This window comes from Dyadobacter beijingensis DSM 21582, from assembly GCF_000382205.1.
Classification (GTDB): domain Bacteria; phylum Bacteroidota; class Bacteroidia; order Cytophagales; family Spirosomataceae; genus Dyadobacter; species Dyadobacter beijingensis.
Window position 1 is genome coordinate 1,305,683 of record NZ_KB907787.1, and the last position, 23,260, is coordinate 1,328,942.

Genomic DNA, 23,260 nt, shown 5'->3' on the forward strand with positions numbered 1-23,260 from the left:
ATTTTTTACTGACAAAATTGCGCCAAAGCGTTCGCCGCATCGCTGTAACCGAGGTTCAGCGCCTGTTTAAGGCTGGTACAACCTAAGTCTTTTTCACCATCATTATACTGTGCGAGGCCGAGGCCGTAGAATGCTTTGCCGTATGAAGCATCGAGTTTCACGGTCTGGCGGAATGCGAGCGTGGCCTGTTTGAAATCCTTACTGCGGTAGTAGGTATTGCCGAGGTTATACCAGGCCTGTTTGTTATTGGCGTCGAGCTGCGTCGCTTTTTCGAAATCCTTGATCGCATCCGGTGTCTTGTCCATTAACACGAGTAACTGGCCCCGGTTCAGGAAGACATCGGCCGTGTCGGGTGCCAGTTCGGCGGATTTGTTGTAATCGGCAAATGCGGAATCGAGCTTATTTTCGTCCGTATAGAGCAATGCGCGGTTAAAATAGGGGCGGTAGGAGCCGGGTTGCAGCTTAATGGCCTGACCGAAATCGAGCAACGCGTTGTCGTTTTCTTTCAGTTCGTAATAGGCCACGCCGCGGAGGTTGAACGCGTCGGCGTTGGAGGTATTTTTTTCGATCGCTTTGTTGATGAATTCAATGGCCTCACGGGTTTTGCCCTGCTGCATCAGTTCTTTGCCCTTTTGGAGAAATGCGTCAGAAGATTGGGAGCAGGCGTAGAGGAAAATCAGAAAAATGAAAAAAAATAATCGGGGCATACTGGTTCATTTCGAGTTGTTTCGCACAAAAGTAAGGCGAAACGTTACACGAATGTTTTCTTTTTGTGAATAAAATGTCGTTATCTTTGCAGCGGCAAATCGGAACTACCAGCTCCTTTCGAATCCCCCAGGTCCTGACGGAAGCAAGGGTAGATGGTCGATGCGGTGAGATTCTCGGTTTGCCTTTTTTTATTTCTTCGCCTCGGGTTTATCCGTCTTTCTTTTCTTTTTGCTTTTGTTCAGGGTTTTCTACTTTTGTGGAATATTCTAACCAATAAATTTTCAATATGAAATTTTTCATTGATACTGCGAACCTGGATGAAATTCGGGAAGCGCAGGCACTTGGTGTTTTGGACGGTGTGACCACCAACCCATCCCTGATGGCGAAAGAAGGAATTACAGGTAAGGATAATATAATGCGTCACTACAAGGCTATCTGCGACATCGTGGATGGTGATGTAAGTGCGGAAGTGATCTCGGTTGATTTCGAAGGAATGGTTCGCGAAGGCGAGGAGCTGGTAGAGATCGACGAGAAAATCGTGGTGAAAATCCCGATGATCAAGGAAGGTATCAAGGCTTTGAAATATTTCTCTTCAAAAGGCATCCGTACCAACTGTACGCTGATTTTCTCGGCAGGACAGGCGCTCGTGGCTGCGAAAGCAGGTGCTACCTACGTTTCGCCATTCGTGGGACGTCTGGACGATATCTCAACCGACGGTATCGGTCTGATCGAGCAAATCCTGACTATTTACAGAAACTACGGTTTCGATACGCAGGTATTGGCAGCGTCAGTTCGTCACCCGATGCACATTATCCAATGCGCAGAGGTAGGTTCGGACGTGATGACCGGCCCATTGAGCGCGATCGAAGCATTGCTGAAACACCCATTGACAGATATCGGTCTGGAGAAATTCCTTTCTGATTACAAAAAGGGTAATGCTTAAACATTGACATGTCACACTGAGCGGAGTCGAAGTGCAATGCATGATGCCGGGGGCATCACGCCATTATCCTCCGACTTCGCTCAGGATGACATTAATCTCCCCGCACTATTCTACCAGAGCATCATTAGCTCAACATTCTCATTAGCACAATTATGACCACCGATTCGACGGAGCCAATAATCAGACTGGAAAGGGCAGATATTTATCAGGGTGAGAGGCCCGTTTTGAACGACGTTCACTTCGAGATCAACAAGGGCGAATTCGTCTACCTTATCGGGCGCACCGGTAGTGGTAAAAGTTCGCTTTTAAAAACACTATACGCCGATTTATGGCTGCATACCGGTTCTGCCAAAGTGGCCGGTTATGAGCTGCACAACATTAAAAGGGCCGATATCCCGTTCCTGCGCCGCCGCATAGGCATTGTATTCCAGGATTTTCAATTGCTATCCGACCGTTCCGTGGAGGATAACCTCGCATTCGTGCTGCGTGCGACGGGCTGGGAAGACAAGGGTAAAATTTCCAAACGCATTGCCGAAGTGCTCATGCAGGTAGGTCTCGGAACCGCTCAGAAGCGAATGCCGCACCAGCTTTCCGGCGGTGAGCAGCAGCGCGTCGTCATCGCCCGCGCCATGCTGAACGAACCGCAGATCCTCATTGCCGACGAGCCAACCGGTAACCTCGATCCGGAAGTAGGCGACCAGATCATGCAGGTTTTCCGGACGATCAACAATGCAGGTACAGCGATATTAATGGCCACGCACAACCACGACTTTCTGAAACGCTTTCCCGCACGCGTGATCAAATGCGAGAACGGAGGCATTACGGTGACGGACAACTGATATGATATAAGCCAAAACAAAAAGGGCGTCTGATCAACTCAGACGCCCTTTTTGCATATCTAAACTGCCTATTTCGCTTTCATATCGATCACCGGTATGATCATCTCTTCGAGCGACACGCCGCCGTGCTGGAAGGTGTCCCGGTAGAGGTTGACGTATTGGTTGTAATTGTTCGGGTAGGCGAAGAAGTAATCCTCTTTCGTGAACACATAAGATGTCGAAACGTGCGGTTTCGGCAGGAAAATGCGCTCGGGCTTGCGGCATACCATCAAATGGTTGTCGTCGAAGCCGAGGTTTTTGCCGTGTTTGTAACGGAGATTCGTATTCGTTTCGCGGTATCCGATGATTTTGACCGGTTTTTGCACACGGATCATACCGTGGTCGGTCGTCAGGATGAGGCGGCCTTTTTTCTCGGCTACCTTTCGGATGAAGTCCAGTAGCGGCGAATGCTGGAACCACGAGCGGGTAATCGAACGGTAAGCAGCTTCGTCAGGCGCGAGCTCCTTGATCATCTGGACGTCCGTACGCGCGTGGGAAAGCATATCCACAAAGTTGTAGACAATCACATTCAGCTGGTTGGTCAGCAGGTTGTTGAATGTGTCCACCAGCGCTTTGCCCTGGTTCGTGTTCAATATCTTGTTGTATGAAAACTTGATATTCAAGTGGTTCATTTCCAGTTGTTTCTGTAAGAAGTCCTGTTCGTGGTTATTGAGCCCTTCTTCCCCTTCCGGGGTATTTTCGTCGCTTACCCACCATTGCGGATGCTTGCGCTCCATTTCGCTTGGCATCAGGCCGGAGAAGATCGCATTACGCGCATAGCCGGTGGTTGTCGGCAGAATGGAATAGTAGGATGACTCTTCCTCGATATTGAAATACTCCTGTAAAATCGGCTGGATCATCTTCCATTGATCGTACCGGAAGTTGTCGATGAGCAGGAAGAAAACCGGATCGCTGGATCCTTTCAAATGCGGGAACACCTTCTGTTTCATCAATTGGTGCGACAGAATGGGCTTGTCGGAACGCGGGTCGTTCAGCCATTCTTCATATTCATCCTCAATGAATTTGCAGAAATTCGCGTTGGCTTCGCTTTTCTGCATGCTGAAAACCTCGGCCATTCCCTGGTCGTCGGAGCTTTCGAGTTCCAGCTCCCAATAAATGAGTTTTTTGTAAATATCCGCCCACTCCTCGTGACCGATGCGGTCCTGATACTGCATGGCCAGGCTGCGGAATTCCTGCTGGTAGCTAAGGGTGGTTTTTTCGGTTACCAGACGTTTGTTGTCCAATATCTTTTTAACCGAAAGTAATATCTGATTTGGATTCAGGGGTTTGATGAGGTAATCGTCTATTTTGGAGCCGATTGCATCCTCCATAATGTGCTCTTCCTCGCTCTTGGTGATCATCACCACGGGCAGGTTCGGCTGCTGTTGCTTGATTTGCGCGAGGGTTTCGAGGCCGGTCATACCGGGCATCATTTCGTCGAGGAACACAATGTCAAACCGGTCATTCTCAATGCGGTCCAATGCATCCGCGCCGCTGTTGACGGGCGTCACATTATAACCTTTATTGGTAAGGAACATGATATGCGGTTTGAGAAGATCTATTTCGTCATCGGCCCACAGGATGTTATATTGCATAGGACTGTTTTTCAAAAGTGGTAATTAACTAAAACAATAAAAGGCTAACGCGTCGGAAGAAGCGGGTCGTATACGTAAAACGGTTTTAACGTTTTTTAAGAAATATACGGCTAATCCTTATACGTTAACCTTCCCCGTAAAAAATGCATTCCACAATGGCTGCCTAGTGCAAAAATTTTCTCGTTACCCGGGCCAGGTCGTCGGGCGTATCCACGCCGTGTGAGTCGTCGGAGGTGATTACCGCGCGGATCGCATAGCCGTTTTCCAGCCAGCGCAGCTGTTCCAATGCTTCCGCTTTTTCCAGTGACGACACCGGCAGCTTCGTAATCTCGGCCAGCACATCGGTGCGGTAGGCATAAATGCCGATATGCTTATAAAAAACGTGCGATTTCAGGAATTCGTCCTGGCTTTGGGCATTCCGCAGGTAAGGAATGGTTTGCCGGCTGAAATACATTACTTCCCCACGCTTGTTGAGAACGGCCTTTGGTACATTTACATTGAAAAGGATCTCGTCATTATCGATCACTTTTACCAATGTGGCGAGCTCGGTATCACCATTCAGGACGGATGCCAGATGGTCGATCGGCTCCGGGCTGATGAACGGCTCGTCGCCCTGGATGTTGATCACGTAGTCGTATCCGCCGTCGGTTTTGGAAAGCGCTTCATAGCAGCGATCGGTGCCGCTCTGATGGTCCTCGGAGGTCATAACCGCCTTTCCGCCGAACTCTTCGACGTGGTTGAATATTCTTTCGTCGTCCGTCGCTACGATAACCTGGCCGAGTTGCGTAGCTTTGGATGCTTGTTCGTAAACCCGCTGGATCATGCTTTTGCCGCCGATATCCACCAAAGCTTTTGCAGGAAAGCGGGTAGAAGCGTAGCGGGCGGGTATTATTCCTAAAATGCGCACGAGGTCGTTGTCAGTTTAAATTGGAATTCAAAATAAAGGTAAAAAATTGCAAAATCTGTTTTCGTTCCGGTTTTCGGAAAACATCTGGCGGGTAATGCCCGATGCCGATCCGAAAAGTGCGTTGTGGGTCATCGAGTTACGCAATGCGGAGACGAGGGAGGTATCGTTTGCGATCGTCGATTTGCATTCACAGACATTGAAATGGCACCGCGCGCTGGAAGGCACGGATTGGTGGACATTGCTGACCGCTTTCTCGCATAACCGCATTTACCTGCATAATTACAGGAACCCTGAAATTCCCGAACCGACGGATTTGATGGCTGTGGATGCAGAAACGGGGATAATATCCTGGTTTTTGCCTGATTATGTGCTTGTCAAAAGCATTCATGATAACGTGCTGGAAGTGGCAACAAAGCAAGGCGACCGTTTCAAACACGCGCATTGCGATGCAGTAACCGGCAAGTTGTCGCCATTGAAAGAGCATGCGTCAGAATCCGGTACAGAAGTAATTTTAAAGGAGCCCGTTCGTTACAGGGAGGAGAATATGTATTTCGAACGGCTCGCGCAATTTATTGTCGATGCGACGGGCGGGCATATGCCGGTAGCCATTGATTATTTGGAGAAAAGACCCTATATAATCTTTTCTTATTATATTTACGAGCAAGATAAAACAGTGCAATACCTCCTCATAGTAACCGATCACAAGCAACAGGTTTTACACGAGAAACTATCGGAAGAGCGGGAAGGAACAGGCCGCTCGACGATGATGCTGAAAGCGTCCACACTGGTTTATCTGAAAAATAGCAACGAGTTTTCGAGTTTAACGCTTTCATAATAAATGAAATACATTTTTTGCCTGGCCCTTTTGGCAGGATTGATGACAGGTTTGACGAGTGCCCGGGCTAAGGGATTGAATGCTGTTGACTCCGTCGGAGTTGAAAAGGTAGGAGGGAAGATCTTCGTTTTGCATAAGGTTAACCAGGGACAAACCATGTTCGCCGTCGTACGGCAATATGGCACCACCATTCACGCATTGCGCGAGGCCAATCCCGGTATGAGCGACCAGATCCAGTCGGGACAGACGATCCGTGTGCCTTACACCCCCAAGACCGCCAAAAAGGATTCCAAAAAAGAAGATAAAAAGGAAGAAAAGAAGGAGCTTGTAAAGGCTGAGGTGAAGGAAACAAAACCCGTAGCCGATACGCCTGCTGCCCCGGTCGTCACCAGCACCGCCGCACCATCCGGCCCTCCCGCCCCGCTGCCTTCGAACGGTATTCATAAGGTAGAGCCGGGCCAGACATTGTACCGCGTGGCCGTGAAATACGGCGTTCTCATGGCCGATCTCCGCAAATGGAACAACCTCACAGATGATAACCTGAAAGACGGCCAGGAGCTGATTGTCAGTGAAAAAGGTGCTGAAAAAGCTGCCGCGCCAGCCGCGACGCCGCCCGCCCCAAAAGTAGCTACGACGGTGGTGAAAGATTCCGTAAAAGCAAAAACCGCTGTGGCAGAAAAGGTGGTAAAGCCGGTAGAAGAGGTGGCGCCGCCGAAAGTGGTGAAAAGCAAGAAGAAATCGGAATCGGGCCTGGCGGAAGTGATCGAAACGGACGAAAGTACCAGCAAATTCCTCGGCCTTCACCGTACCGCTCCGATCGGGTCGCTGGTAGAGGTTTTGAACGAGTATAACCAGGAGAAAATCATCGTCCGCATTATCGGCCGCATTCCCGACACCAGCGTGAATGACGACATTGTGATCAAACTTTCGTCGCGCGCATTTGAAAAAGTTTCCCCCAACAGCAAACGATTCCGCGCCGTAGTGAGTTATCTTGAATAACAGCGGTATAACGAATATTATGAAACACGCACCACAGTTTCGCTCCAAGAGAGAAGAGGAGCGGGAAGCGCTCAAAAACACGGCAGGATACAAGGTATGGAGTGTGATGTTCACGCTGCTGTATCCGTTTATTGCCGTTTTTACATTCCTGTTTTCGGGGATCGTGATGATTTTTTCAGGTATTTCACGTGTGCTGGCTTACCTGTTTGGAGGTAGCCATGCCAGACGCTGACTTTACCGCCTACCCGCCGTCCTACGTTGCCGAACTGCTGGACGAAAAGGTGGCACAATACAACCGGCCGGACTTTATTCCTTTCGATCCGATCAGCATTCCGCACCGGTTTTCCATCAAACAGGACATTGAAATCATGGGTTTCTGGGCCGCAGTACTAGCCTGGGGCCAGCGGAAAACCATTATCAACAAATGCCTGGAATTGGCCGCATTGATGGACAATGCGCCTTACGACTTCGTCAGGAACCACCACGAAAGTGATCTTAAACCTTTCCTGCATTTCAAACACCGGACTTTCAACGCGACCGATACCCTCTATTTCCTGCATTTCTTTCAGGAATACTACAAAATCCACGACTCGCTGGAATTCGCATTCAGCAGCCATATGACACAGCAGGAGGTTACCATTGAGACCGGCCTTACCGGCTTCCACGACCTGTTTTCCAACTCCGAAAATTTTCCCGCACGCACGCGCAAGCACATCGCGACGCCTGCACGCAAGTCCTCCTGCAAGCGCCTGAACATGTTCCTTCGCTGGATGGTCCGCAAAGACGACCACGGCGTCGACTTCGGCATCTGGAACACGATCCGCCCGGCCCAGCTCGTATGCCCCTGCGATGTTCACGTCGACCGGGTCGCGCGCGTCCTGGGCCTGATCAAACGCCCCACCACCGACTGGCAAACGGCTACCGAGCTTACTGCCTCTTTGCGTCTGCTCGATCCTAATGACCCTGTGAAGTATGACTTTGCATTGTTTGGGTTGGGGATAGAAGGGTTTGCGAATTAAGAATACCGGAAAAAAACGCAGCACGGCCATTAGTGTAAGGCTTTGGATGATCATGCCTGTCGCAATTCACATTTGTGATTGTTACAAGCGGTCGCTTGTAAACGTTTCACTCTAATCAGTCGTGTTATGTTCAAAAATTACAGGAAGGCGGCGCTTGCCGTGATGGGTTGCATGATATCACAGTTCGTTTCGGCCCAGACACATTACGGCGTCGGGGCAGGTACACAAGGGCAGTTTCATTCGCATTTTGGCGTGGATGCGGGGAAAGTGAGTACGGGGCCGTCCAATACGTTTATCGGGCAGGAGGCCGGGGCGAATAATGGGGTAGCGAATGACAACACTTTTGTTGGCTACAAATCGGGCGGATTAAATGTCGGTGGAATTGACAACACTTTTGTCGGAAGTCTTGCCGGTAAGTCTAATACTACGGGTTTTCAGAATGTGTTTTTGGGTAGAGAGGCGGGTGGGAGCAATCAGATTGGCGGGCTCAATGTTTACCTAGGCTTTCAGGCGGCGGCTTTAAATACACAAGGAGGAAGCAACTGTGCGATAGGGGCCCTAGCTAACTATCTGGGGACCAGCGGAAATTACAATGTCTTTGTGGGTACGCAGGCAGGCGAGGCAAACAGTGGTAGTGAAAACGTCATCATCGGCTTTGCTTCCGGTACGAATAACAAGGGCGATTTTAATGTCTTTACCGGAAGCCATGCCGGTTACAGCAATACCTCGGGATTTGAAAACACTTTTTTGGGGGATTATGCGGGATATAGCGGTGCCGTCGGGTACCGTAATACTTATGTCGGGGCACGGGCGGGCTTCTTCAACCAGACTGGCTCTGACAACGTATTTCTAGGTAATTGGTCGGGATATTTTAACACGGGTGGGCAAGGCAATACATTTTTAGGTTTTCATGCGGGGGAGAGCAATACCAGTGGAAAAAGAAATACCTACGTGGGTTACAATGCCAGCGGCGATTCTAACCTGACCAATGCGACAGCCATAGGTGCTTCCGCAAAAGTAACTGCTAGCAATAGCCTTGTTTTGGGGCAGAAAGCCAGCGTAGGCATCGGCATATCCGCACCATCTTTCCAATTACATTTAAGCACCGATGCCGCGGCCAAACCCGGCTCCGCACTTTGGACGGTAGCTTCCGACAGGCGCCTCAAACAGAACATTACCGAGTTTAATGATGGTCTGGACGTTCTCAAACAAATCCACCCCGTCCGATTCCAATACAACGGCCAGGCAGGCATTGAAACGGGTAGCAAACAATTTGTCGGCATTATCGCACAGGAAATGCAGAAAATAGCGCCCTACACAGTCGGTTCATTCACGCACCAGGATTCATTGGGAAACAAAACAGAATACCTGGATTATGACGCCAATGCGGTGACTTATATTCTGATCAACTCGGTGAAAGAACAGCAGCAGGTAATCGAGCGAAAGGATGCGGAATTGAAAGAAATGAATGCGCAAGTCGCCGCATTGTCGAAGCGACTCGAACAGTTAGAGCAGGTCGTGGCATCCAATACCGCAAAGCCGTTGACTGGCAACGCTGCGCGCGTTGAACCGAATGCGAATGGAGTGGTTCTCGAACAAAATGCGCCGAATGGGTTTTCAAAAAACTCGTCGATCAGATTCTTTATTCCGCAATCTGTGAAGGAGGCGTCCGTTGAGGTATATTCTGTAAATGGTATTAAGGTGAACTCCTATCCGTTAAAGGAAAGGGGAGAGGGAGAACTGACAATTTCAGCATCGGATTTTCAAAACGGGGTTTTTCTGTATGACCTGATAACCGACGGAAAAAGCAACGGTGTGAAGAAAATGGTGGTTCAGAAGTAAATTTGTTACCCATTAGGAATGTAAAAGCGGGCTCCCGTCAAGGAGCCCGCTTTTATCATTTTACTAAAAAATCACTTTCACAACACAGTATTCTCAAACCGCACCGATTCAATCGAGAACAGCGGCTTGTTGCCTGCTTCGGCGTTTTTAAATACAAAATACACCTTATGCAACTTCCCATCGGCCGGGGCTTTCACCGGGATGCTGATGGTTTCCGTCTTATCGACTTTGCCTTCGCCGATTTTAGCTCCGGCAACACCATCGAGGCGTACTTCCAGGATGCCGCCCGCGGAGCGACCTGCATTGCTTCCTACCGAGACAGAGAGCTTCGAAATTTCGGTCAGGTCGATCTCGTCGAAGGCGATGAAGCCGCCGTCTTTCATGCCGATTACCATTTCATTACCATTTTCACCCTTGTACTTAAAGGTATTTCTGGTTGTGTCGGCCGTGTTGGCTAGCAGGGTAGCCGGGCGTAATGCCACGGTTTTACTTCCCGTCAATGGGCCCATATTGCCGTTACCTTTGTCGGTGTAGCTGGCTGTGAAGATGTACGAACCATCTTTCTTTTTAGCTTGTGTCACGTATGCGCTTTTCAGCGGTTTTTTGTCCACAGCCTTTTCATTTGCCAGGCCGAGAATGTATTTCACCATTTCTTCCACTTCCTCAGGCTTGTGCTGCGGGTGACCGGGCATTGCCTGCTCGCCCCAAACGCCGCTTCCGCCTTTCAGTACCTTGTCGGTAAGCGTCTTCAACGAATTGCGCTCGCTTTTGTATTTCTTGGCAACTTCGCGGTACGCAGGACCGATCGATTTTTTATCGATCGAATGGCAAGCTTTACAGTCGCTCAGCTCGATCATGCGTTTACCGGTTTCAAAGCCGGTATTGGCCTGGTGACCTTGCGCGAGCTGGGTTTTATCGAAACCTTCGAGATAGTTAATGGTCAGTACCACCTCGTCTTCCGGGATTTTTTTGTTAGCAAGGCTACCATCTTCCTTATCTGAAACGGAAACTTCGTAATTCACAGGCTTATCGTTCCAATAGAAAGTCTTATTGCCTTTAATCGCCACGTCTACTTTTGGAATAGCGTTACCCACGCGCACGATCACCTCCGAAGTGTTGGAGTTACCCGCATTGTCGGTGACTTTTAGGGTAGCAGTGTATTCTCCTGGTTTAGCGTACGTGAAGCTTGGGTTAGCCAGCGTACTTTTCGGCAGACCTTTGCCGAAAGACCACTCATATTTGATTGGGTCGCCATCGTGGTCCATGGAGCCTTTCGATGAGAAATTCACCTTCAATGGTGTGGCACCCGTTGTGTTCGTCGCGCTGGCAATGGCAACCGGAACGCGGTTACCGGCATTGAATGTGATATGCGAGAGGCTGGCTTCGTCATTTTGGGCAAACCAGTTCGGGCCGTATTCCAATGTATACAATGAACCATCTTTGGCAAACTGCATGTCGATCGGGTGGCTGAACTTGGTGTCCGGCATAAAGCGTTCGATGCTTTGCAGGTCGCCTTTCTCGTTCATGGTAACGATATTGATGTAGTCGCGAATCCAGTCGTAGGCGAAGAATTTGCCATTGTAATACGAAGGGAATTTAACTTTGCTATCCTGAAAATCGTCCGAGTAGTAAACCGGTCCGGCCATGGCGTTACGTCCGCCCTTACCCACGATGGCGCCGAATTCCGGCGAATCGGCATACGGATAGTAGATGAATGCCGGCTGAGCAGGCGGTAGTTCCTGAATACCGGTATTATGCGGGGAGTTATTGATCGGTTTCAAAGGATCGAACGGTTTGCCGGAAGTACTGTCGGCGAAGTTGAAATCGATATAAGGCCTGTTGTTTCCAATAAACAGCGGATAGCCGAAATAGCCTGCTTTTCTTGCCTGATTAACCTCATCATAACCTCTCGGGCCACGTTTCGGATCGTCGTTGGATGCGTCCGGACCCACATCGCCCCAATACAAATAGCCCGTGTGCTGGTCTACCGAAATGCGGTATGGGTTACGGGTACCCATTACATAAATTTCAGGACGCGTTTTGTCGGTTCCGGGAGGAAAGAGGTTGCCTTCGGGAATGTCGTACAGGTTGGTACCGCCTGGCATATTCGCACGACGGTCTCCGTAGCGCGGCTTAATGCGCAATACCTTTCCTCTCAACGAGTTGGTATTCGAGGAAGTATGCTGCCCATCCCAGCCCTCACGGCCCGGACGCTCGTCGATAGGCCCGTAACCGTTCGACTGGAACGGGTTCACGTCGTCACCGGTAGACAGGTAAAGATTGCCTTTCGCATCCCAGGCGATGGAGCCGCCGGTATGGCAGCAGTCGGTACGCTTTACGGGAACTGTCAGAAGCACTTCTTCGGTGCTCAACAGCACGGTGTCCTTCACATCATCATATTTAAATCTCGACAAATGCTGCGCCGTATCTTTTTCCGTCGAAGGCGGCGAATAGTACATGTAAATCAGCTTGTTCGTCTTGAAGTTCGGGTCGATATTCAGGCCCATGAGGCCATATTCCTGTTTGGTGTACACAGGAACTTCACCCACGATCTTGACCTTCCCGGTTTTGGGATTGAACAACTTTACCTTTCCCTTACGCTCGGTAAAAAGCACCCGTTGATCATCCAGGACGACCAATTCGGTAGGTTCGTCAAGTTTGGTAGCCAATACTTTTTTAGTAAACCGGTTTTCTTCCGGACGTGATTTGGCATAATCCAGCTTAGAAGCCATGGCCCAGTTGAGTCCGCCTGTGAAGTGTTTCACAAAAACCGGGTTTACGAAAGTTGCATCTTCGTGCCCGAAATTGGTATAAAATGCACGGCCCCCGTCGAACTCGTGGTACCACGACATCGGGTGGTTATCGCCCATTTTACCATCCTTGTAGGTTTTCTCGTCGATTTTTACGAGGACAGTTACCTTGTCGTTGAAGTTCTTGAAGTCGTAAAATTCATCCTTGATCTTCCATTTTTTTGGAAAACCATCCATCGAGGGATGCTGATCGTTCACGACAAATGCTTCGCCTTCCTGCACATTCGGATTGCCCGGATGGCTCAGGAATTGCGCGCCGGCGAGTTTGTTATACCATGGCCAGTCATATTCGGTGTCGGTGGCGGCGTGGACGCCCACGTAGCCGCCGCCCGCCTGGATGTAACGTTCAAATGCGTCCTGCTGCTTGTCGTTCAGGACATTACCGGTGGTGTTCAGGAATATAACGGCTGCGTACTTTTGCAGGTTTTTATTGGTAAAGACGGCCGCATTCTCGGTAGTATCCACCGCGAAGCCGGTTTCTCTACCTAATTTCAGGATGGCAGTTTTCCCTGCCGGGATTGACGAATGCCGGAACCCGGCTGTTTTCGAGAATACCAGTACGCGCTTTTCCGGCGTCACCGTCTGTGCCGTAGCCACCAGACCGCAACAGGCCAGTGCCGCCACCCCGGCGATCCTGAAACGTTTCAATACTTTTTGAAAAGGGGATTCACTCATTATGATGATTTGGTTAACATGGAAAAACCTATCTTCCATAAGGAAGACAGGTTTTCAATATACTTGTAAGATCGACAATTATAGACCTAAAACCTTGCGGTTAAATGCCTCATCTGCACCGGTTCCTGCGAAATCGTCGAATGCTTTTGTCGTTACTTCGATGATGTGGCTTTCGATGAACGGTGCACCCTCCGCCGCGCCTTGTACGGGCGACTTAATGCAGCATTCCCATTCCAGCACCGCCCAGCTGTCGTAATCATACTGCGACAGTTTGGAAAAAATCCCGCCGAAATCCACCTGGCCGTCTCCCAATGAACGGAAACGTCCCGCGCGGTCGGCCCAGCCTGCGAAGCCGCTGTAAACGCCTTGCTTACCGCTTGGGTTAAACTCCGCGTCTTTTACGTGGAAAGCCTTGATACGGTCGTGATACAAGTCGATGAACTGGAGGTAATCCAGCTGCTGCAGCACGAAATGGCTCGGATCGTAGTTGATATTCGCGCGGGTGTGGCCGTCGAGGTAGTCAACAAACATTTCGAAAGTAGTACCGTCGAAGAGGTCCTCGCCCGGGTGCAGCTCGTAGGCCACATCCACGCCGTTTTCGTCATACACATCCAGGATAGGCTTCCAGCGGGTCGCCAATTCTTTGAATGCCGTTTCAACGAGGCCGGCAGGGCGCTGCGGCCACGGGTAAAGGAAAGGCCATGCCAGCGCGCCGGAGAATGTCGCGCTGGCTTTCAGACCAAGCCGACGGCTTGCCTGTGCTACATATTTCAAATGCTGGGTAGCCCATTCGGCACGCGCTTTCGGGTTGTTTCGAACTTCCGGTACGGCGAAACCGTCGTACATTTCGTCATAAACCGGGTGTGAAGCCACCAGCTGGCCGATAATGTGAGAAGCCAATTCGGTAATTGCCAGTCCTTTATCTGCCAGTTTGCCTTTCAGCTCATCGGCATAGGTCTGAGATTCCGCTGCCTGTTTCACGTCGATCACGCGCGGATCCCAGGTAGGGAGCTGCAAACCTTTATAGCCGAGCCCGGCCATGTAATCGGCAATGGTATCCAATGAGTTGAACGGAGCCTCATCGCCCAAAAACTGAGCGAGGAAGATGCCGGGTCCTTTTATTGTTTTCATAGATATCTGTGTTTAGTGATCGAATGCGCGAATTGTCAGGTGTGGTCATTTGTAGTCAAGAGTTGTCATTTGTGGTCAAGTAGTCATTGATAGTATTTAATTAAAGCAATACCTGACAACACCCGACCTTTAACACATTCAATCATTCAAAATTAAATTGTTACCCAAGCCTCAGCCCGGTTGCTTTCCAGGATCTTCTCGCAAATCAGCAACTCGCGGTAGCCGTCCGCAAACGTCGGGAATGTCGGGTTCTCCGGTTGCTTACCGGCTGCGATGGCGGCATACACTTCCTTGAACATTTGTTTCGAAGTATCCGGGAAGCCTTCGTTGTGGCCGCCAGGGAAGGTGATGGTCGAGCGGACGTCCTCGTTCACGAGCGACGGGTCGCGCATGAGGACTTCGTTTGCCTTGTCGCGGTTACCGATCCACATTTCGTTCGGGGATTCCGAGCACCAGCTGAATGTCTTTTTAGAACCGGAAATTTCCAGTGACATGCGGTTTTTACGGCCTGCCGAAACCTGCGAAACGGTGATCACACCCTTGTTTCCATTATCGAAACGGAGCAATACGTTGGCGTGGTCCTCGGTATTGATGGGGACATCGGCATAGTCTTCCGGCTGCAGCATTTTGCCCGAGTAAGTCTCAACGGCTTTCAAGGGCTTCTTGCGGGTTTTGTGAACGGTGTTGAAGTCCGCCAGAACGGCAACGGTTTTCAAGCCGGTAATGTATTCCAGGATGTCCATCAAGTGGGAACCGATGTCCGCGATCGCGCGTGAGTCGCCGGATTTGTCCGGTTCGAGGCGCCAGTTGTAGTCGGTTTCGTAAAACAGCCAGTCTTGCAGGTAAGAACCGATGAACGAATAAATCTCGCCCAGTTCGCCTTTTTCACGCATTGACTTCATCTGGCGGGCCAATGGGTAATAGCGCAGGTTGAAGTGAACGGCATTTACCAGACCGGTTTTCGCAGCGAGTTCAACGAGTTCTTCCGCTTCTGCGAGGTCTTTGGCCAATGGTTTTTCACAAATCACGTGTTTGCCGGCGAGCAATGCCGCCTTCGACTGTGAGTAGTGCAAAAAGTTAGGCGTGCAAATGTGGATAGCCTGAATGTCATCCTGTTTTAACAGTTCATCGAAAGTGTAGGAACGGGCAATGCCAAGTGCGTCAGCTTTTTCCTTGGCCAGTTCTGCGGTCACTTCGCAAAGTGCGGCAACTTCTACATTAGGAAGACGTCTCAGTGCTTCAATATGTGCGGGGCCAATGAAGCCGGTACCGACAACGCCAACTTTGATTTTGTTCATAAATGGGTATGGAATGATTGGTGAAAAACAGTCCGCTCTCGCGGGTTAAATTGAGATGTAGGTGAATTGACTGCGTATCCGGATCAGAAATCGGTCCATTTCGTCTCCGTCTTGTTCGAAGCGATGACGGCATCGATGAACTTCATGCCTCTCAAACCATCCTGTGCGGTCGGGAAGTCGTACACCGGATCGGCTTTTTTGCCTTCCCAGTAAGCCCTCACGTGAATGGCGAAGTTACGGTAGAGGTTGGCGAAGGCTTCGAAGTAGCCCTCGGGGTGGCCGGCCGGGATACGGGTATGCACCTGCGCGGCTTTGGACAGGTTGCCCACACCCGTACGGATGATGCGTGTGCCCTGGTTGGTTTTGTGGATCAATGTATTCGGCTCCATCTGCTTCCATTGGAGGCCGCCCGTTTCGCCGTAGACGCGGATATTGAGGTCGTTCTCCTCCCCGTTGGCGATCTGGCTGTTTTGCAGGATACCTTTGGCGCCGTTGTTGAAACGTAGCAGGATATTGGCGTCGTCATCCAGCAAACGGCCCTCCACAAATATTGTAAGGTCGGCGCAAATCTGGGTGATTTTCAGTCCGGTGACGTATTCTGCCAGGTTTTCGGCGTGGGTACCAATGTCGCCCAGGCCTCCCGCTGCTCCCGAACGTTTGGGATCGGTGCGCCAGGCGGCCTGTTTGTTGCCGGTTACCTCCACCAGTGTGGCGAGCCAGCCCTGCGGATATTCCACAATGACCTTTCTAACTTCGCCAATGGCGCCCGAGGCGATCATCTGGCGGGCTTCTTTGACCATCGGGTAGCCGGTATAGTTGTGTGTGAGGCAGAAAACCAGCCCGGTTTTTTCGACCAGCGCGACGATTTCTTCGGCTTCTTCGGTATTGAGGGTAATCGGTTTATCACAAACGACGTGGAAGCCATTTTCCAAAGCCAGCTTCGTAGGCGCGGCGTGTACGTGGTTAGGGGTAACGATGGCAACAAAATCCATGCGTTCGCCTTCCGGTAGTTGCTTTTCTTTCAGGATCATCTCCTCAAAGTCGTTATAAACCCTGTTTTCAGGCAGGTATAGCGCTTTTCCGGTTTCCTTAGACTTAGCGGGATCGGAGCTGAACACTCCGCAAACCAGCTCAATTTCTCCATCCATGATCGCTGCACGGCGATGGACCCCACCAATAAATGCATCCAGGGAGCCGCCTACCATGCCCATTCTGATCTTTCTTGACATTCCAGTTGGTTTAAGGTTTTCGAAAAGATTTTATTAGTAAGAAAGAGTCGGGTAAAAAACTCTTACTTCTCACAAATATAAATTTAAGACATAAAAAACATTGCTTAGGAATAATGAAAAGCAGTAGAATTCCCGGGAGTTTGTTTTTTTTGTGAAAATCTTAGAATAAAAACAGTATCCCGAAGTTATCAATCATCTAGTTCAAATAATCAAACCCATTACGTCACATGACCCAATCAGTTAACAGCGGAAGGCTCTTCAATGCAAGTTGTTTTGCGCTCATAACCACTGCATTCTCATTCAGTATTCGTGCGGGGATTCTGCCGCAGCTCGGCTCGGAATTCAACCTTTCTGCCGAGCAGCTGGGCTTTATCAACTCGATGTGGTTCTTCGGATTCCCGCTTGCCATGATCATTGGCGGGCTCGTATACCACACCATCGGGCCGAAAATTATCATGCAGGTGGCCTTCGTCTGCCACGCGATTGGTATCATTATGACGATTTATTCAGGTGGCTACACAGGTCTTCTGATCTCTACATTCCTCATAGGGGTAGGTAACGGCTGTACCGAAGCTGCCTGTAATCCGATGATCGCCGATTCCTACTCGGGCCTGCAGATGAGCAAAATGCTCAACCGCTTCCACATGTGGTTCCCGGGCGGTATCGTAGTGGGCTCGCTGATCTCGAAATTCATGACCGACGCCAATCTCGGCTGGCAGGCGCAGATCTGGGTGATCCTCATCCCTACGATCATTTACGCATTTCTTTTCTGGGGCCAAGCATTCCCCAGACCGCATGTGGATGGTGTAACGTCAATCGGCGAAAACGTGAAAGCGATGTTCACGCCGCTGTTCCTGTTCATTTTCGTGTGTATGGCCTTCACGGCGATCAGCGAATTCGGTCCGCAGCAATGGACAGGCCTCATCATGAGCAAAAGCGGCGCCAGCCCCATGCTGATCCTCGCATTGGTAACCGGTCTGATGGCGATTACCCGCTTCTTTGCGCACCCGATCGTGGCTGCGATAGGTCAAACCGGTATCCTATGGGGTTCTTCCATCCTCGCGGCCATCGGTATTTACCTGTTCAGCACCGTAACCGGTCCTGCGGCGTACGCGGCGGCGGTGATCTTCGCGATGGGCGTAGCGCTGTTCTGGCCGACGATGATCGGTTTCGTGGCGCAAAATGTGCCTCTGAGCGGTGCATTGGGTATGTCGATCGTCGGTGGTATCGGGATGTTCTCGACGGCGATCTGGCAGCCGGTAATCGGTAAGTGGCTGGATGACGCCAAGATCGAGAAAGCGGCAGCAGGCCTTACCGGCGACGAAATGGAGCTCGCAGCAGGGCAGGCGACGCTGAGCACGATGGTGATGTTCCCCGCATTGCTGATCGTCGCATTCGCAATCCTGTATTTCTGGATGAAAGGACGTAAAACAGTACCGGCCTCTTCTGCGGCAGCGGCACACTGATTTTTCATAGACTATTAATGCAAAAAGGACGCTGACGAGGCGTCCTTTTTGCATTAATACGACTGTTCAAACGGTTATTTCAGCTTAACGATCGTCACGCCCGCGCCGCCGCGGTCCGCATGCTCGTCATACATGCCCGCTACCTGCTTGTACCCGCGCAGGTGGTTGCGTACGAGCGTGCGCAGGATGCCGTCGCCTTTGCCGTGCACAATGCGCAGCTCGTCGTAACCGAGCATAATGGCATTATCCATAAACTGGTCCACCATCCCGAGCGCCTCCTCGCCGCGTTTGCCGCGCATATCGAGGTTAAAGCTGAAATTCAGCATCCGCTCGTTCATATCTACGCCCCGCGCGGCCGTCTTCACGCCTTTTTCGCCCGTAGCGGCCCGATAGGTCTTGCGGGATACCTTTTCCAGGCGGTTCAATTTCACGGTCGATTTGAGGTCTCCAATGCGGATCTCCGCGTCCTTGCCTTTTACGGACAGGACTTCGCCGATGGCAGTCTGCCCGCTGATCCGCACGTAGCTTCCGGCCGTGATCTCGCCGCCTTCCGGTTCGTACACGTCTTCGGCAGGCTGCGGTTCGGTCACTTCGGCCAGTTTGAGGTTGTTTTTGCCAAAATTTTCGAGCGTAGTCCGTACCGTTTTGGTTTTCTCCTTTTCGGCTTTGTTTTCCTTGATCTCCCGAATGGTATTCTCAATGAGCTGGTTGGCGTCGGCAAGCAGGTTTTTAGCCTTCTGCTTGGCCTCATTGACGATCTTCTTCTCGTTGTTATCGAGCTTTTCCTTAAGAGCCGTGTAATCGGCCAGCTGCTTGGCGAGTTTCCGCTCCTTAATGCCTATTTCAATGTTTTTCTCCGCGAAAACACGTCTTTCGATATCGAGTTCTTTCAACAGTTTTTCAAAATTCACCTGCTGCGTGCCCAGCTTTTCCTTCGCCCGCGCCACCACCGCTTTCGGTAAACCGATTTTAGAGGCGATTTCAAATGCAAACGAACTGCCCGGACGGCCGATTTCGAGCTGGTACAGCGGTTCCAGATGCTCGCCGTCGAAGCGCATCGCGCCATTTACGAGGCCTTCGGTTTTATCAGCAAGCACTTTTAAGTTGGTATAATGCGTGTTGATCATCCCGAATGCGCCCGATTTGGTGAGGTTTTCGAGGATCGCCTCGGCAATGGCACCGCCCAGCCCCGGCTCCGTACCGGTACCGAACTCGTCGATCAGGAACAACGTCCTTTTGTTCGCCATCGAGAGGAAATGGCGCATATTGGTCAAATGCGAGCTGTACGTACTCAGATCATTTTCAAGGGATTGTTCGTCGCCGATATCGATGAAGATATTTTGGAAAAAACCCATCGATGAGCCTTCCTGCATCGGTACCAGCAAGCCGCATTGAAACATGTACTGAATGAGCCCCACTGTTTTCAACGCCACCGACTTACCACCGGCATTAGGCCCGGAAACGATGAGAATGCGTTGCTTTTCCTGTAACTCGATATTCAGCGGGATCACTTTTTTGCCCTGCTTCTGGAACGACAAATGCAGCAGCGGGTGCCGCGCCTCTCGCCAATCGATAAACTGCCGGTTTTCAAACGGCGGGTTAATGGCACCCATTTCCCCTGCTAACCGGGCTTTGGCGCGCAGGAAATCCATTAAGCCCAGGAAGCCGTACGCCTTCTGCAAATCGGGCACGAAGGGCCGGATATAGGCAGTGAGTTCCAGCAGAATGCGGTTGATTTCCCTGCGTTCTTCATATTCAAGCTCGCGTATTTCATTGTTGGACTCAAAAACGTCCGTCGGTTCGATGAACACGGTTTGTCCCGTGGCTGATTCGTCGTGGATAAATCCGCGCAGCTTCCGCTTGTGTTCTGCGGCCACGGGAATTACCATACGGCCGTTGCGGACAGTCAAAGAAACGTCGTCGCCGATCCAGCCATTGCTTCTGGCCGATTTCAGGATCGTATCCAGCTTTTTCCGAATGCCGGCCTGCTCGGAAATGAGTTTTTTGCGTATGCGCGAGAGCTCGGGCGAAGCCGAGTCGCGGATCTGCCCGCGGTCGTCGATAATGCGGTCGATGGCATCGGTAACGGCCTTTTCGACCTTAATCGTTTTGGCGTATTCTCCCAAAATAGGGAAAGCGTCCGCTTCCTGGCTTTCGAAAAAGCGGAGGCAGAGGCGGATCGTCAGGAGCGACACTTTCAGGTCCGAAAATTCCGGCTGCGTGAGCAGCATGCCTTCAATGGACGCCCTTTTTAGATAGGGGGTGGCATCAATGTAGTTCTGCGATGGGAAATTCTCGCCCAGTTCCAGGATGCGCTGCATTTCGGCGGTCTGGCTTACGAGTTTCTCCACCATGCCGAAATTCTCGGAAAACCGGATTTTCTCGACATAATTCTGCCCGAGCGAGCTGATACAAAGCTCTTTCAGTCGTTCCCTCAGCTTGTCGAAACCTAGTTTTTGTTCTAATGTATTGGGGTAAAGCATTTTCTTATTGGTCGCCGGCGCTTGTTTCCGGCCGGATTGAAATAGTGTTGATGTTAATTTTGGCGGCTGACGGCCGGTTACGCCATTTCCGATCGGTAACAACGACCGCCGACCGCCGACTGTGCCTTTTCCGATCGATAACAACGACCGCTGACCGCCGACGGCCGTTACGCCTTTTAGGACCGCTGACCGCCGACGGCCGTTACGCCTCTTAGGACCGCCGACCGCTGACGGCCGATTACGTCTTTTACGACCGGCAACAACGACCTCCGACTACGCCTCATCAGACCAAGCACCAACGGCGGTCAGCGGTCGGCCGTCAGCGGTCCGCAATCCGCCGTCAGCGGTCTTCCGTCAGTGGTCGCAATCCGCACTCGGCGGTCAGCCGTCCGCGGTCAGAAAACATTCCTGATCTCCTCCTTCAAAACCTTCAATGCGTGCGTCGAGGGCTGTATTTCCTTTTCGATCACGTGCGAGAAGATTTTCTTGGCAAGGTCGGAGGAGGGCGCTTCGGCGCTCACTTCCGCTGCTGCCTGGTTCACCACGGCCACGGTTTCGTTCATCGCGTTCACGATCTGTTCCCAGGCATGCGTGCTGATGTATAGCTGCTGCGCTACATTATGGTTATATTCTTCCCGGATTTCATGCAGCACGATCTGCTGCAGTTCCAGGGCACTCATCGCCGACGGGGCGAGTCTTAACAACAGGTTATTAGGGGTAATGCGTTCCAGGAAGAGGCACATACGCTCGTAGGCCTGCAAGCGCAGGGGCAGGGTGATTTCGATATTTTTGCTACGAATGTCCCAGCGCTGCTTCTCGAATATCTTATTAGCGACGGTCGTAATGGTGAGGTAAATGCCGAAAGTAACGATGACGCCGAGGGCGAGAATGGTCAGTATCCAGATATATTCCATGGTGTGAAAAGTAATTTTATGCCAAAATGAGGCACAAAATTAAACGAATAGCCGCATTTGGGAGATATTTATTTCAAAACGCGAATGGAACGGAAGCAGTTTGCGTTTACTGATTTATCGCCACCAAGAATAATGAGCAGGAATGAATAACCCGATTCAACTGACCCAGGCAGCACAGCTGGAAATCAGATCGACACTCGAAGCCAATAAAATCCCGGATACCTATGGACTCAGGGTAGGTTTAAGAGGGGGTGCGTGCAGCGGATCCTTTTTGCTTGGGTTCGACACAGCCACAGAGCATGACCAGACATACCTCATCGAAGGAATTAAGGTACTGATAGACAAGCGCCACCTCATGTATGTGATTGGCGTGTCTGTTGACTTTGAAGAGGGTGCGAACGGCAGCGGTTATACGGTTTCCGCCGCTGAAAAACTCAAATAAGTATTTTGATTAATCTTCAACGGTTACATGCTTCCAGTTTTCTCCCGAACGAATGCGGTTGAGCTGCGTATGCGTGATTCCGAATTGCTTCGCGATCATTTTCAAACGGTTGTTATCGTTTTTCAAAAGCTTCTTAATGATCCGCACTTTACTTTCCGTTAGCTTGTAATTTTTCGTACGGCGCGGGATCACCCGGTTGATGAATGCAGGGTTTTCGCGATTGTGATCGATCATTTCCGCCTTGGTAACCCATTTCAGGTTTTCGTAATGATTGTTCTGCTTGTCAAAATCCAGGTGGATCACGAAGTTATGGTCGGCATCAGGCTTGTCCGCAAAATGCTCGGCTACCAGCTTGTGAACGTAACGGTTGATGGTCTTTCCACCGGCTACACGGATATTCAATGATCTATACCCTTGAATGACAGATCCTTTGATGACAACACCTTCCTTGGGGTTGTTCTGGAAACTTTTCAATCTGCCATAATTGGATACCTCGTAATGGGGAGCGTTCTCGATCTCGTCGAATAAAATTTTTGCCCACTTTTCGTTCCAGAAGCTCCGGCTTACATTTGATTCATTCATTTTTTTAAAAGCTATTATGATAGGTTCTAAACGTTGTACAGCTGTACTCGCACCCGGCGCGAACGCGGGAACGATCTTTTGTTGTTTCAAAAGTGTGTGGGCGGGCATTGCTGCCCCTGTTATTTATTAAATTGATTTGGCATGAAACGTACACTCATCATTGGAGCAACTTCAAACCCTTCCAGGTACGCTTACCTGGCTGCACAGAAACTCAGGCATTATGGTCACCCCATATTACTCATCGGACGCAGGAAAGGTTTCGCATTAGGAGAAGAAATCAACACAGACAAAACTGACTGGGAGGACGTAGATACCGTCACTTTGTATATCAATCCGAGCCACCAACCTGAATACTACGAATACATCGTTTCTCTAAATCCTAAACGCGTTATCTTTAACCCTGGTACAGAGAATCCTGAATTTAAGGATATTTTAATAGATAAAAATATCATACCAATAGAGGGGTGCACATTGGTCATGCTGTCGACCGGACAATTCTAGTCC

Annotated in this window: 20 protein-coding genes; 10 read left to right on the top strand and 10 right to left on the bottom strand. The window is 50.5% G+C overall.

Going from position 1 to position 23,260, the window contains the following annotated elements; all coding sequences use genetic code 11:
• Positions 1-5 precede the first annotated feature (5 nt).
• The gene (locus tag H144_RS0112635) at positions 6-707 is read right to left on the bottom strand and encodes a tetratricopeptide repeat protein (protein ID WP_019942435.1); all 702 of its coding nucleotides are present in this window, start codon (positions 705-707) and stop codon (positions 6-8) included.
• Between the two features lie 287 nt (positions 708-994).
• Here H144_RS0112635 and fsa point away from each other — a divergent pair, with 287 nt between their 5' ends.
• Positions 995-1,651 (top strand): fructose-6-phosphate aldolase, encoded by a 657-nt coding sequence (fsa, locus tag H144_RS0112645; RefSeq protein WP_019942437.1) that lies wholly within the window; start codon positions 995-997, stop codon positions 1,649-1,651.
• A 152-nt stretch (positions 1,652-1,803) separates the two neighbouring features.
• Entirely contained in the window at positions 1,804-2,490 is a 687-nt protein-coding gene (locus tag H144_RS0112650; RefSeq protein WP_019942438.1) for a cell division ATP-binding protein FtsE, read from the top strand.
• A 68-nt stretch (positions 2,491-2,558) separates the two neighbouring features.
• Here the strand turns inward: H144_RS0112650 and porX are convergent, their stop codons facing one another.
• On the bottom strand, positions 2,559-4,124 hold the full coding sequence (gene porX, locus H144_RS0112655) for a T9SS response regulator signal transducer PorX (protein WP_019942439.1): 1,566 nt from the start codon (positions 4,122-4,124) through the stop codon (positions 2,559-2,561).
• A 163-nt stretch (positions 4,125-4,287) separates the two neighbouring features.
• Positions 4,288-5,031, bottom strand: coding sequence for a 3-deoxy-manno-octulosonate cytidylyltransferase (gene kdsB / locus H144_RS0112660; RefSeq protein ID WP_026350652.1), 744 nt, complete (start codon positions 5,029-5,031; stop codon positions 4,288-4,290).
• 46 nt (positions 5,032-5,077) lie between these two features.
• On the opposite strand from kdsB, the gene H144_RS0112665 reads away from it, so the two are divergent.
• From H144_RS0112665 to H144_RS0112685, 5 genes are all read left to right on the top strand, one after another.
• Positions 5,078-5,866 (top strand): DUF4905 domain-containing protein, encoded by a 789-nt coding sequence (locus H144_RS0112665; RefSeq protein WP_019942441.1) that lies wholly within the window; start codon positions 5,078-5,080, stop codon positions 5,864-5,866.
• Positions 5,867-5,869: 3 nt separating this feature from the next.
• Positions 5,870-6,865 carry a LysM peptidoglycan-binding domain-containing protein gene (locus H144_RS0112670; protein ID WP_019942442.1) on the top strand — a complete coding sequence of 332 codons (996 nt, stop codon included), beginning with the start codon at positions 5,870-5,872 and terminating at the stop codon, positions 6,863-6,865.
• A gap of 19 nt (positions 6,866-6,884) precedes the next feature.
• Positions 6,885-7,097, top strand: a complete 213-nt coding sequence (locus H144_RS0112675; protein WP_026350653.1) for a hypothetical protein — start codon at positions 6,885-6,887, stop codon at positions 7,095-7,097.
• Complete coding sequence (locus tag H144_RS0112680) at positions 7,084-7,884, top strand: TIGR02757 family protein (protein ID WP_019942444.1); 801 nt, start codon at positions 7,084-7,086, stop codon at positions 7,882-7,884. The genes H144_RS0112675 and H144_RS0112680 overlap by 14 nt, the downstream gene beginning before the upstream one ends.
• 126 nt (positions 7,885-8,010) lie before the next feature.
• Positions 8,011-9,726: a tail fiber domain-containing protein gene (locus H144_RS0112685; RefSeq protein WP_019942445.1), complete on the top strand. Its 1,716-nt coding sequence runs from the start codon at positions 8,011-8,013 to the stop codon at positions 9,724-9,726.
• Between the two features lie 77 nt (positions 9,727-9,803).
• On the opposite strand, the gene H144_RS0112690 is transcribed toward H144_RS0112685, so the two are convergent.
• The 4 genes from H144_RS0112690 to H144_RS0112705 all read right to left on the bottom strand — a co-directional run bounded on the left by H144_RS0112690 (position 9,804) and on the right by H144_RS0112705 (position 16,851).
• Complete coding sequence (locus H144_RS0112690; RefSeq protein ID WP_019942446.1) at positions 9,804-13,211, bottom strand: ThuA domain-containing protein; 3,408 nt, start codon at positions 13,209-13,211, stop codon at positions 9,804-9,806.
• Positions 13,212-13,289: 78 nt separating this feature from the next.
• Entirely contained in the window at positions 13,290-14,342 is a 1,053-nt protein-coding gene (locus H144_RS0112695; protein ID WP_019942447.1) for a sugar phosphate isomerase/epimerase family protein, read from the bottom strand.
• A 152-nt stretch (positions 14,343-14,494) separates the two neighbouring features.
• Positions 14,495-15,640 (bottom strand): Gfo/Idh/MocA family protein, encoded by a 1,146-nt coding sequence (locus H144_RS0112700; protein WP_019942448.1) that lies wholly within the window; start codon positions 15,638-15,640, stop codon positions 14,495-14,497.
• 83 nt (positions 15,641-15,723) lie between these two features.
• Entirely contained in the window at positions 15,724-16,851 is a 1,128-nt protein-coding gene (locus tag H144_RS0112705; protein WP_026350654.1) for a Gfo/Idh/MocA family protein, read from the bottom strand.
• A 245-nt stretch (positions 16,852-17,096) separates the two neighbouring features.
• Between H144_RS0112705 and H144_RS0112710 the strand changes: the two genes are divergently transcribed.
• Entirely contained in the window at positions 17,097-18,335 is a 1,239-nt protein-coding gene (locus H144_RS0112710) for an MFS transporter (RefSeq protein ID WP_019942450.1), read from the top strand.
• 74 nt (positions 18,336-18,409) lie between these two features.
• On the opposite strand, the gene H144_RS0112715 is transcribed toward H144_RS0112710, so the two are convergent.
• Together H144_RS0112715 and H144_RS0112720 are read right to left on the bottom strand one after the other, a co-directional pair.
• Complete coding sequence (locus H144_RS0112715) at positions 18,410-20,818, bottom strand: endonuclease MutS2 (RefSeq protein WP_026350655.1); 2,409 nt, start codon at positions 20,816-20,818, stop codon at positions 18,410-18,412.
• 395 nt (positions 20,819-21,213) lie between these two features.
• The gene (locus H144_RS0112720) at positions 21,214-21,732 is read right to left on the bottom strand and encodes a DUF7935 family protein (protein ID WP_019942452.1); all 519 of its coding nucleotides are present in this window, start codon (positions 21,730-21,732) and stop codon (positions 21,214-21,216) included.
• A 142-nt stretch (positions 21,733-21,874) separates the two neighbouring features.
• On the opposite strand from H144_RS0112720, the gene H144_RS0112725 reads away from it, so the two are divergent.
• Complete coding sequence (locus H144_RS0112725; RefSeq protein WP_019942453.1) at positions 21,875-22,174, top strand: HesB/IscA family protein; 300 nt, start codon at positions 21,875-21,877, stop codon at positions 22,172-22,174.
• 9 nt (positions 22,175-22,183) lie between these two features.
• On the opposite strand, the gene H144_RS0112730 is transcribed toward H144_RS0112725, so the two are convergent.
• Positions 22,184-22,756 carry an NUMOD4 domain-containing protein gene (locus tag H144_RS0112730; protein ID WP_019942454.1) on the bottom strand — a complete coding sequence of 191 codons (573 nt, stop codon included), beginning with the start codon at positions 22,754-22,756 and terminating at the stop codon, positions 22,184-22,186.
• A 141-nt stretch (positions 22,757-22,897) separates the two neighbouring features.
• Here H144_RS0112730 and H144_RS0112735 point away from each other — a divergent pair, with 141 nt between their 5' ends.
• Positions 22,898-23,257, top strand: coding sequence for a CoA-binding protein (locus H144_RS0112735; protein ID WP_019942455.1), 360 nt, complete (start codon positions 22,898-22,900; stop codon positions 23,255-23,257).
• Positions 23,258-23,260: the final 3 nt, after the last annotated feature.

What these genes read in the sequence shown, in the direction of transcription:
- porX (WP_019942439.1), bottom strand. Translation starts at nt 4,124, where the DNA reads ATGCAATATAACATCCTGTGGGCCGATGACGAAATAGATCTTCTCAAA.
- H144_RS0112675 (WP_026350653.1), top strand. Translation starts at nt 6,885, where the DNA reads ATGAAACACGCACCACAGTTTCGCTCCAAGAGAGAAGAGGAGCGGGAA.
- H144_RS0112715 (WP_026350655.1), bottom strand. Translation starts at nt 20,818, where the DNA reads ATGCTTTACCCCAATACATTAGAACAAAAACTAGGTTTCGACAAGCTG.
- H144_RS0112720 (WP_019942452.1), bottom strand. Translation starts at nt 21,732, where the DNA reads ATGGAATATATCTGGATACTGACCATTCTCGCCCTCGGCGTCATCGTT.
- H144_RS0112735 (WP_019942455.1), top strand. Translation starts at nt 22,898, where the DNA reads ATGAAACGTACACTCATCATTGGAGCAACTTCAAACCCTTCCAGGTAC.
- H144_RS0112710 (WP_019942450.1), top strand. Translation starts at nt 17,097, where the DNA reads ATGACCCAATCAGTTAACAGCGGAAGGCTCTTCAATGCAAGTTGTTTT.
- H144_RS0112725 (WP_019942453.1), top strand. Translation starts at nt 21,875, where the DNA reads ATGAATAACCCGATTCAACTGACCCAGGCAGCACAGCTGGAAATCAGA.
- H144_RS0112685 (WP_019942445.1), top strand. Translation starts at nt 8,011, where the DNA reads ATGTTCAAAAATTACAGGAAGGCGGCGCTTGCCGTGATGGGTTGCATG.
- H144_RS0112670 (WP_019942442.1), top strand. Translation starts at nt 5,870, where the DNA reads ATGAAATACATTTTTTGCCTGGCCCTTTTGGCAGGATTGATGACAGGT.
- H144_RS0112700 (WP_019942448.1), bottom strand. Translation starts at nt 15,640, where the DNA reads ATGAACAAAATCAAAGTTGGCGTTGTCGGTACCGGCTTCATTGGCCCC.
- H144_RS0112650 (WP_019942438.1), top strand. Translation starts at nt 1,804, where the DNA reads ATGACCACCGATTCGACGGAGCCAATAATCAGACTGGAAAGGGCAGAT.
- H144_RS0112635 (WP_019942435.1), bottom strand. Translation starts at nt 707, where the DNA reads ATGCCCCGATTATTTTTTTTCATTTTTCTGATTTTCCTCTACGCCTGC.
- fsa (WP_019942437.1), top strand. Translation starts at nt 995, where the DNA reads ATGAAATTTTTCATTGATACTGCGAACCTGGATGAAATTCGGGAAGCG.
- H144_RS0112705 (WP_026350654.1), bottom strand. Translation starts at nt 16,851, where the DNA reads ATGGGCATGGTAGGCGGCTCCCTGGATGCATTTATTGGTGGGGTCCAT.
- H144_RS0112680 (WP_019942444.1), top strand. Translation starts at nt 7,084, where the DNA reads ATGCCAGACGCTGACTTTACCGCCTACCCGCCGTCCTACGTTGCCGAA.
- H144_RS0112690 (WP_019942446.1), bottom strand. Translation starts at nt 13,211, where the DNA reads ATGAGTGAATCCCCTTTTCAAAAAGTATTGAAACGTTTCAGGATCGCC.
- H144_RS0112730 (WP_019942454.1), bottom strand. Translation starts at nt 22,756, where the DNA reads ATGAATGAATCAAATGTAAGCCGGAGCTTCTGGAACGAAAAGTGGGCA.
- H144_RS0112695 (WP_019942447.1), bottom strand. Translation starts at nt 14,342, where the DNA reads ATGAAAACAATAAAAGGACCCGGCATCTTCCTCGCTCAGTTTTTGGGC.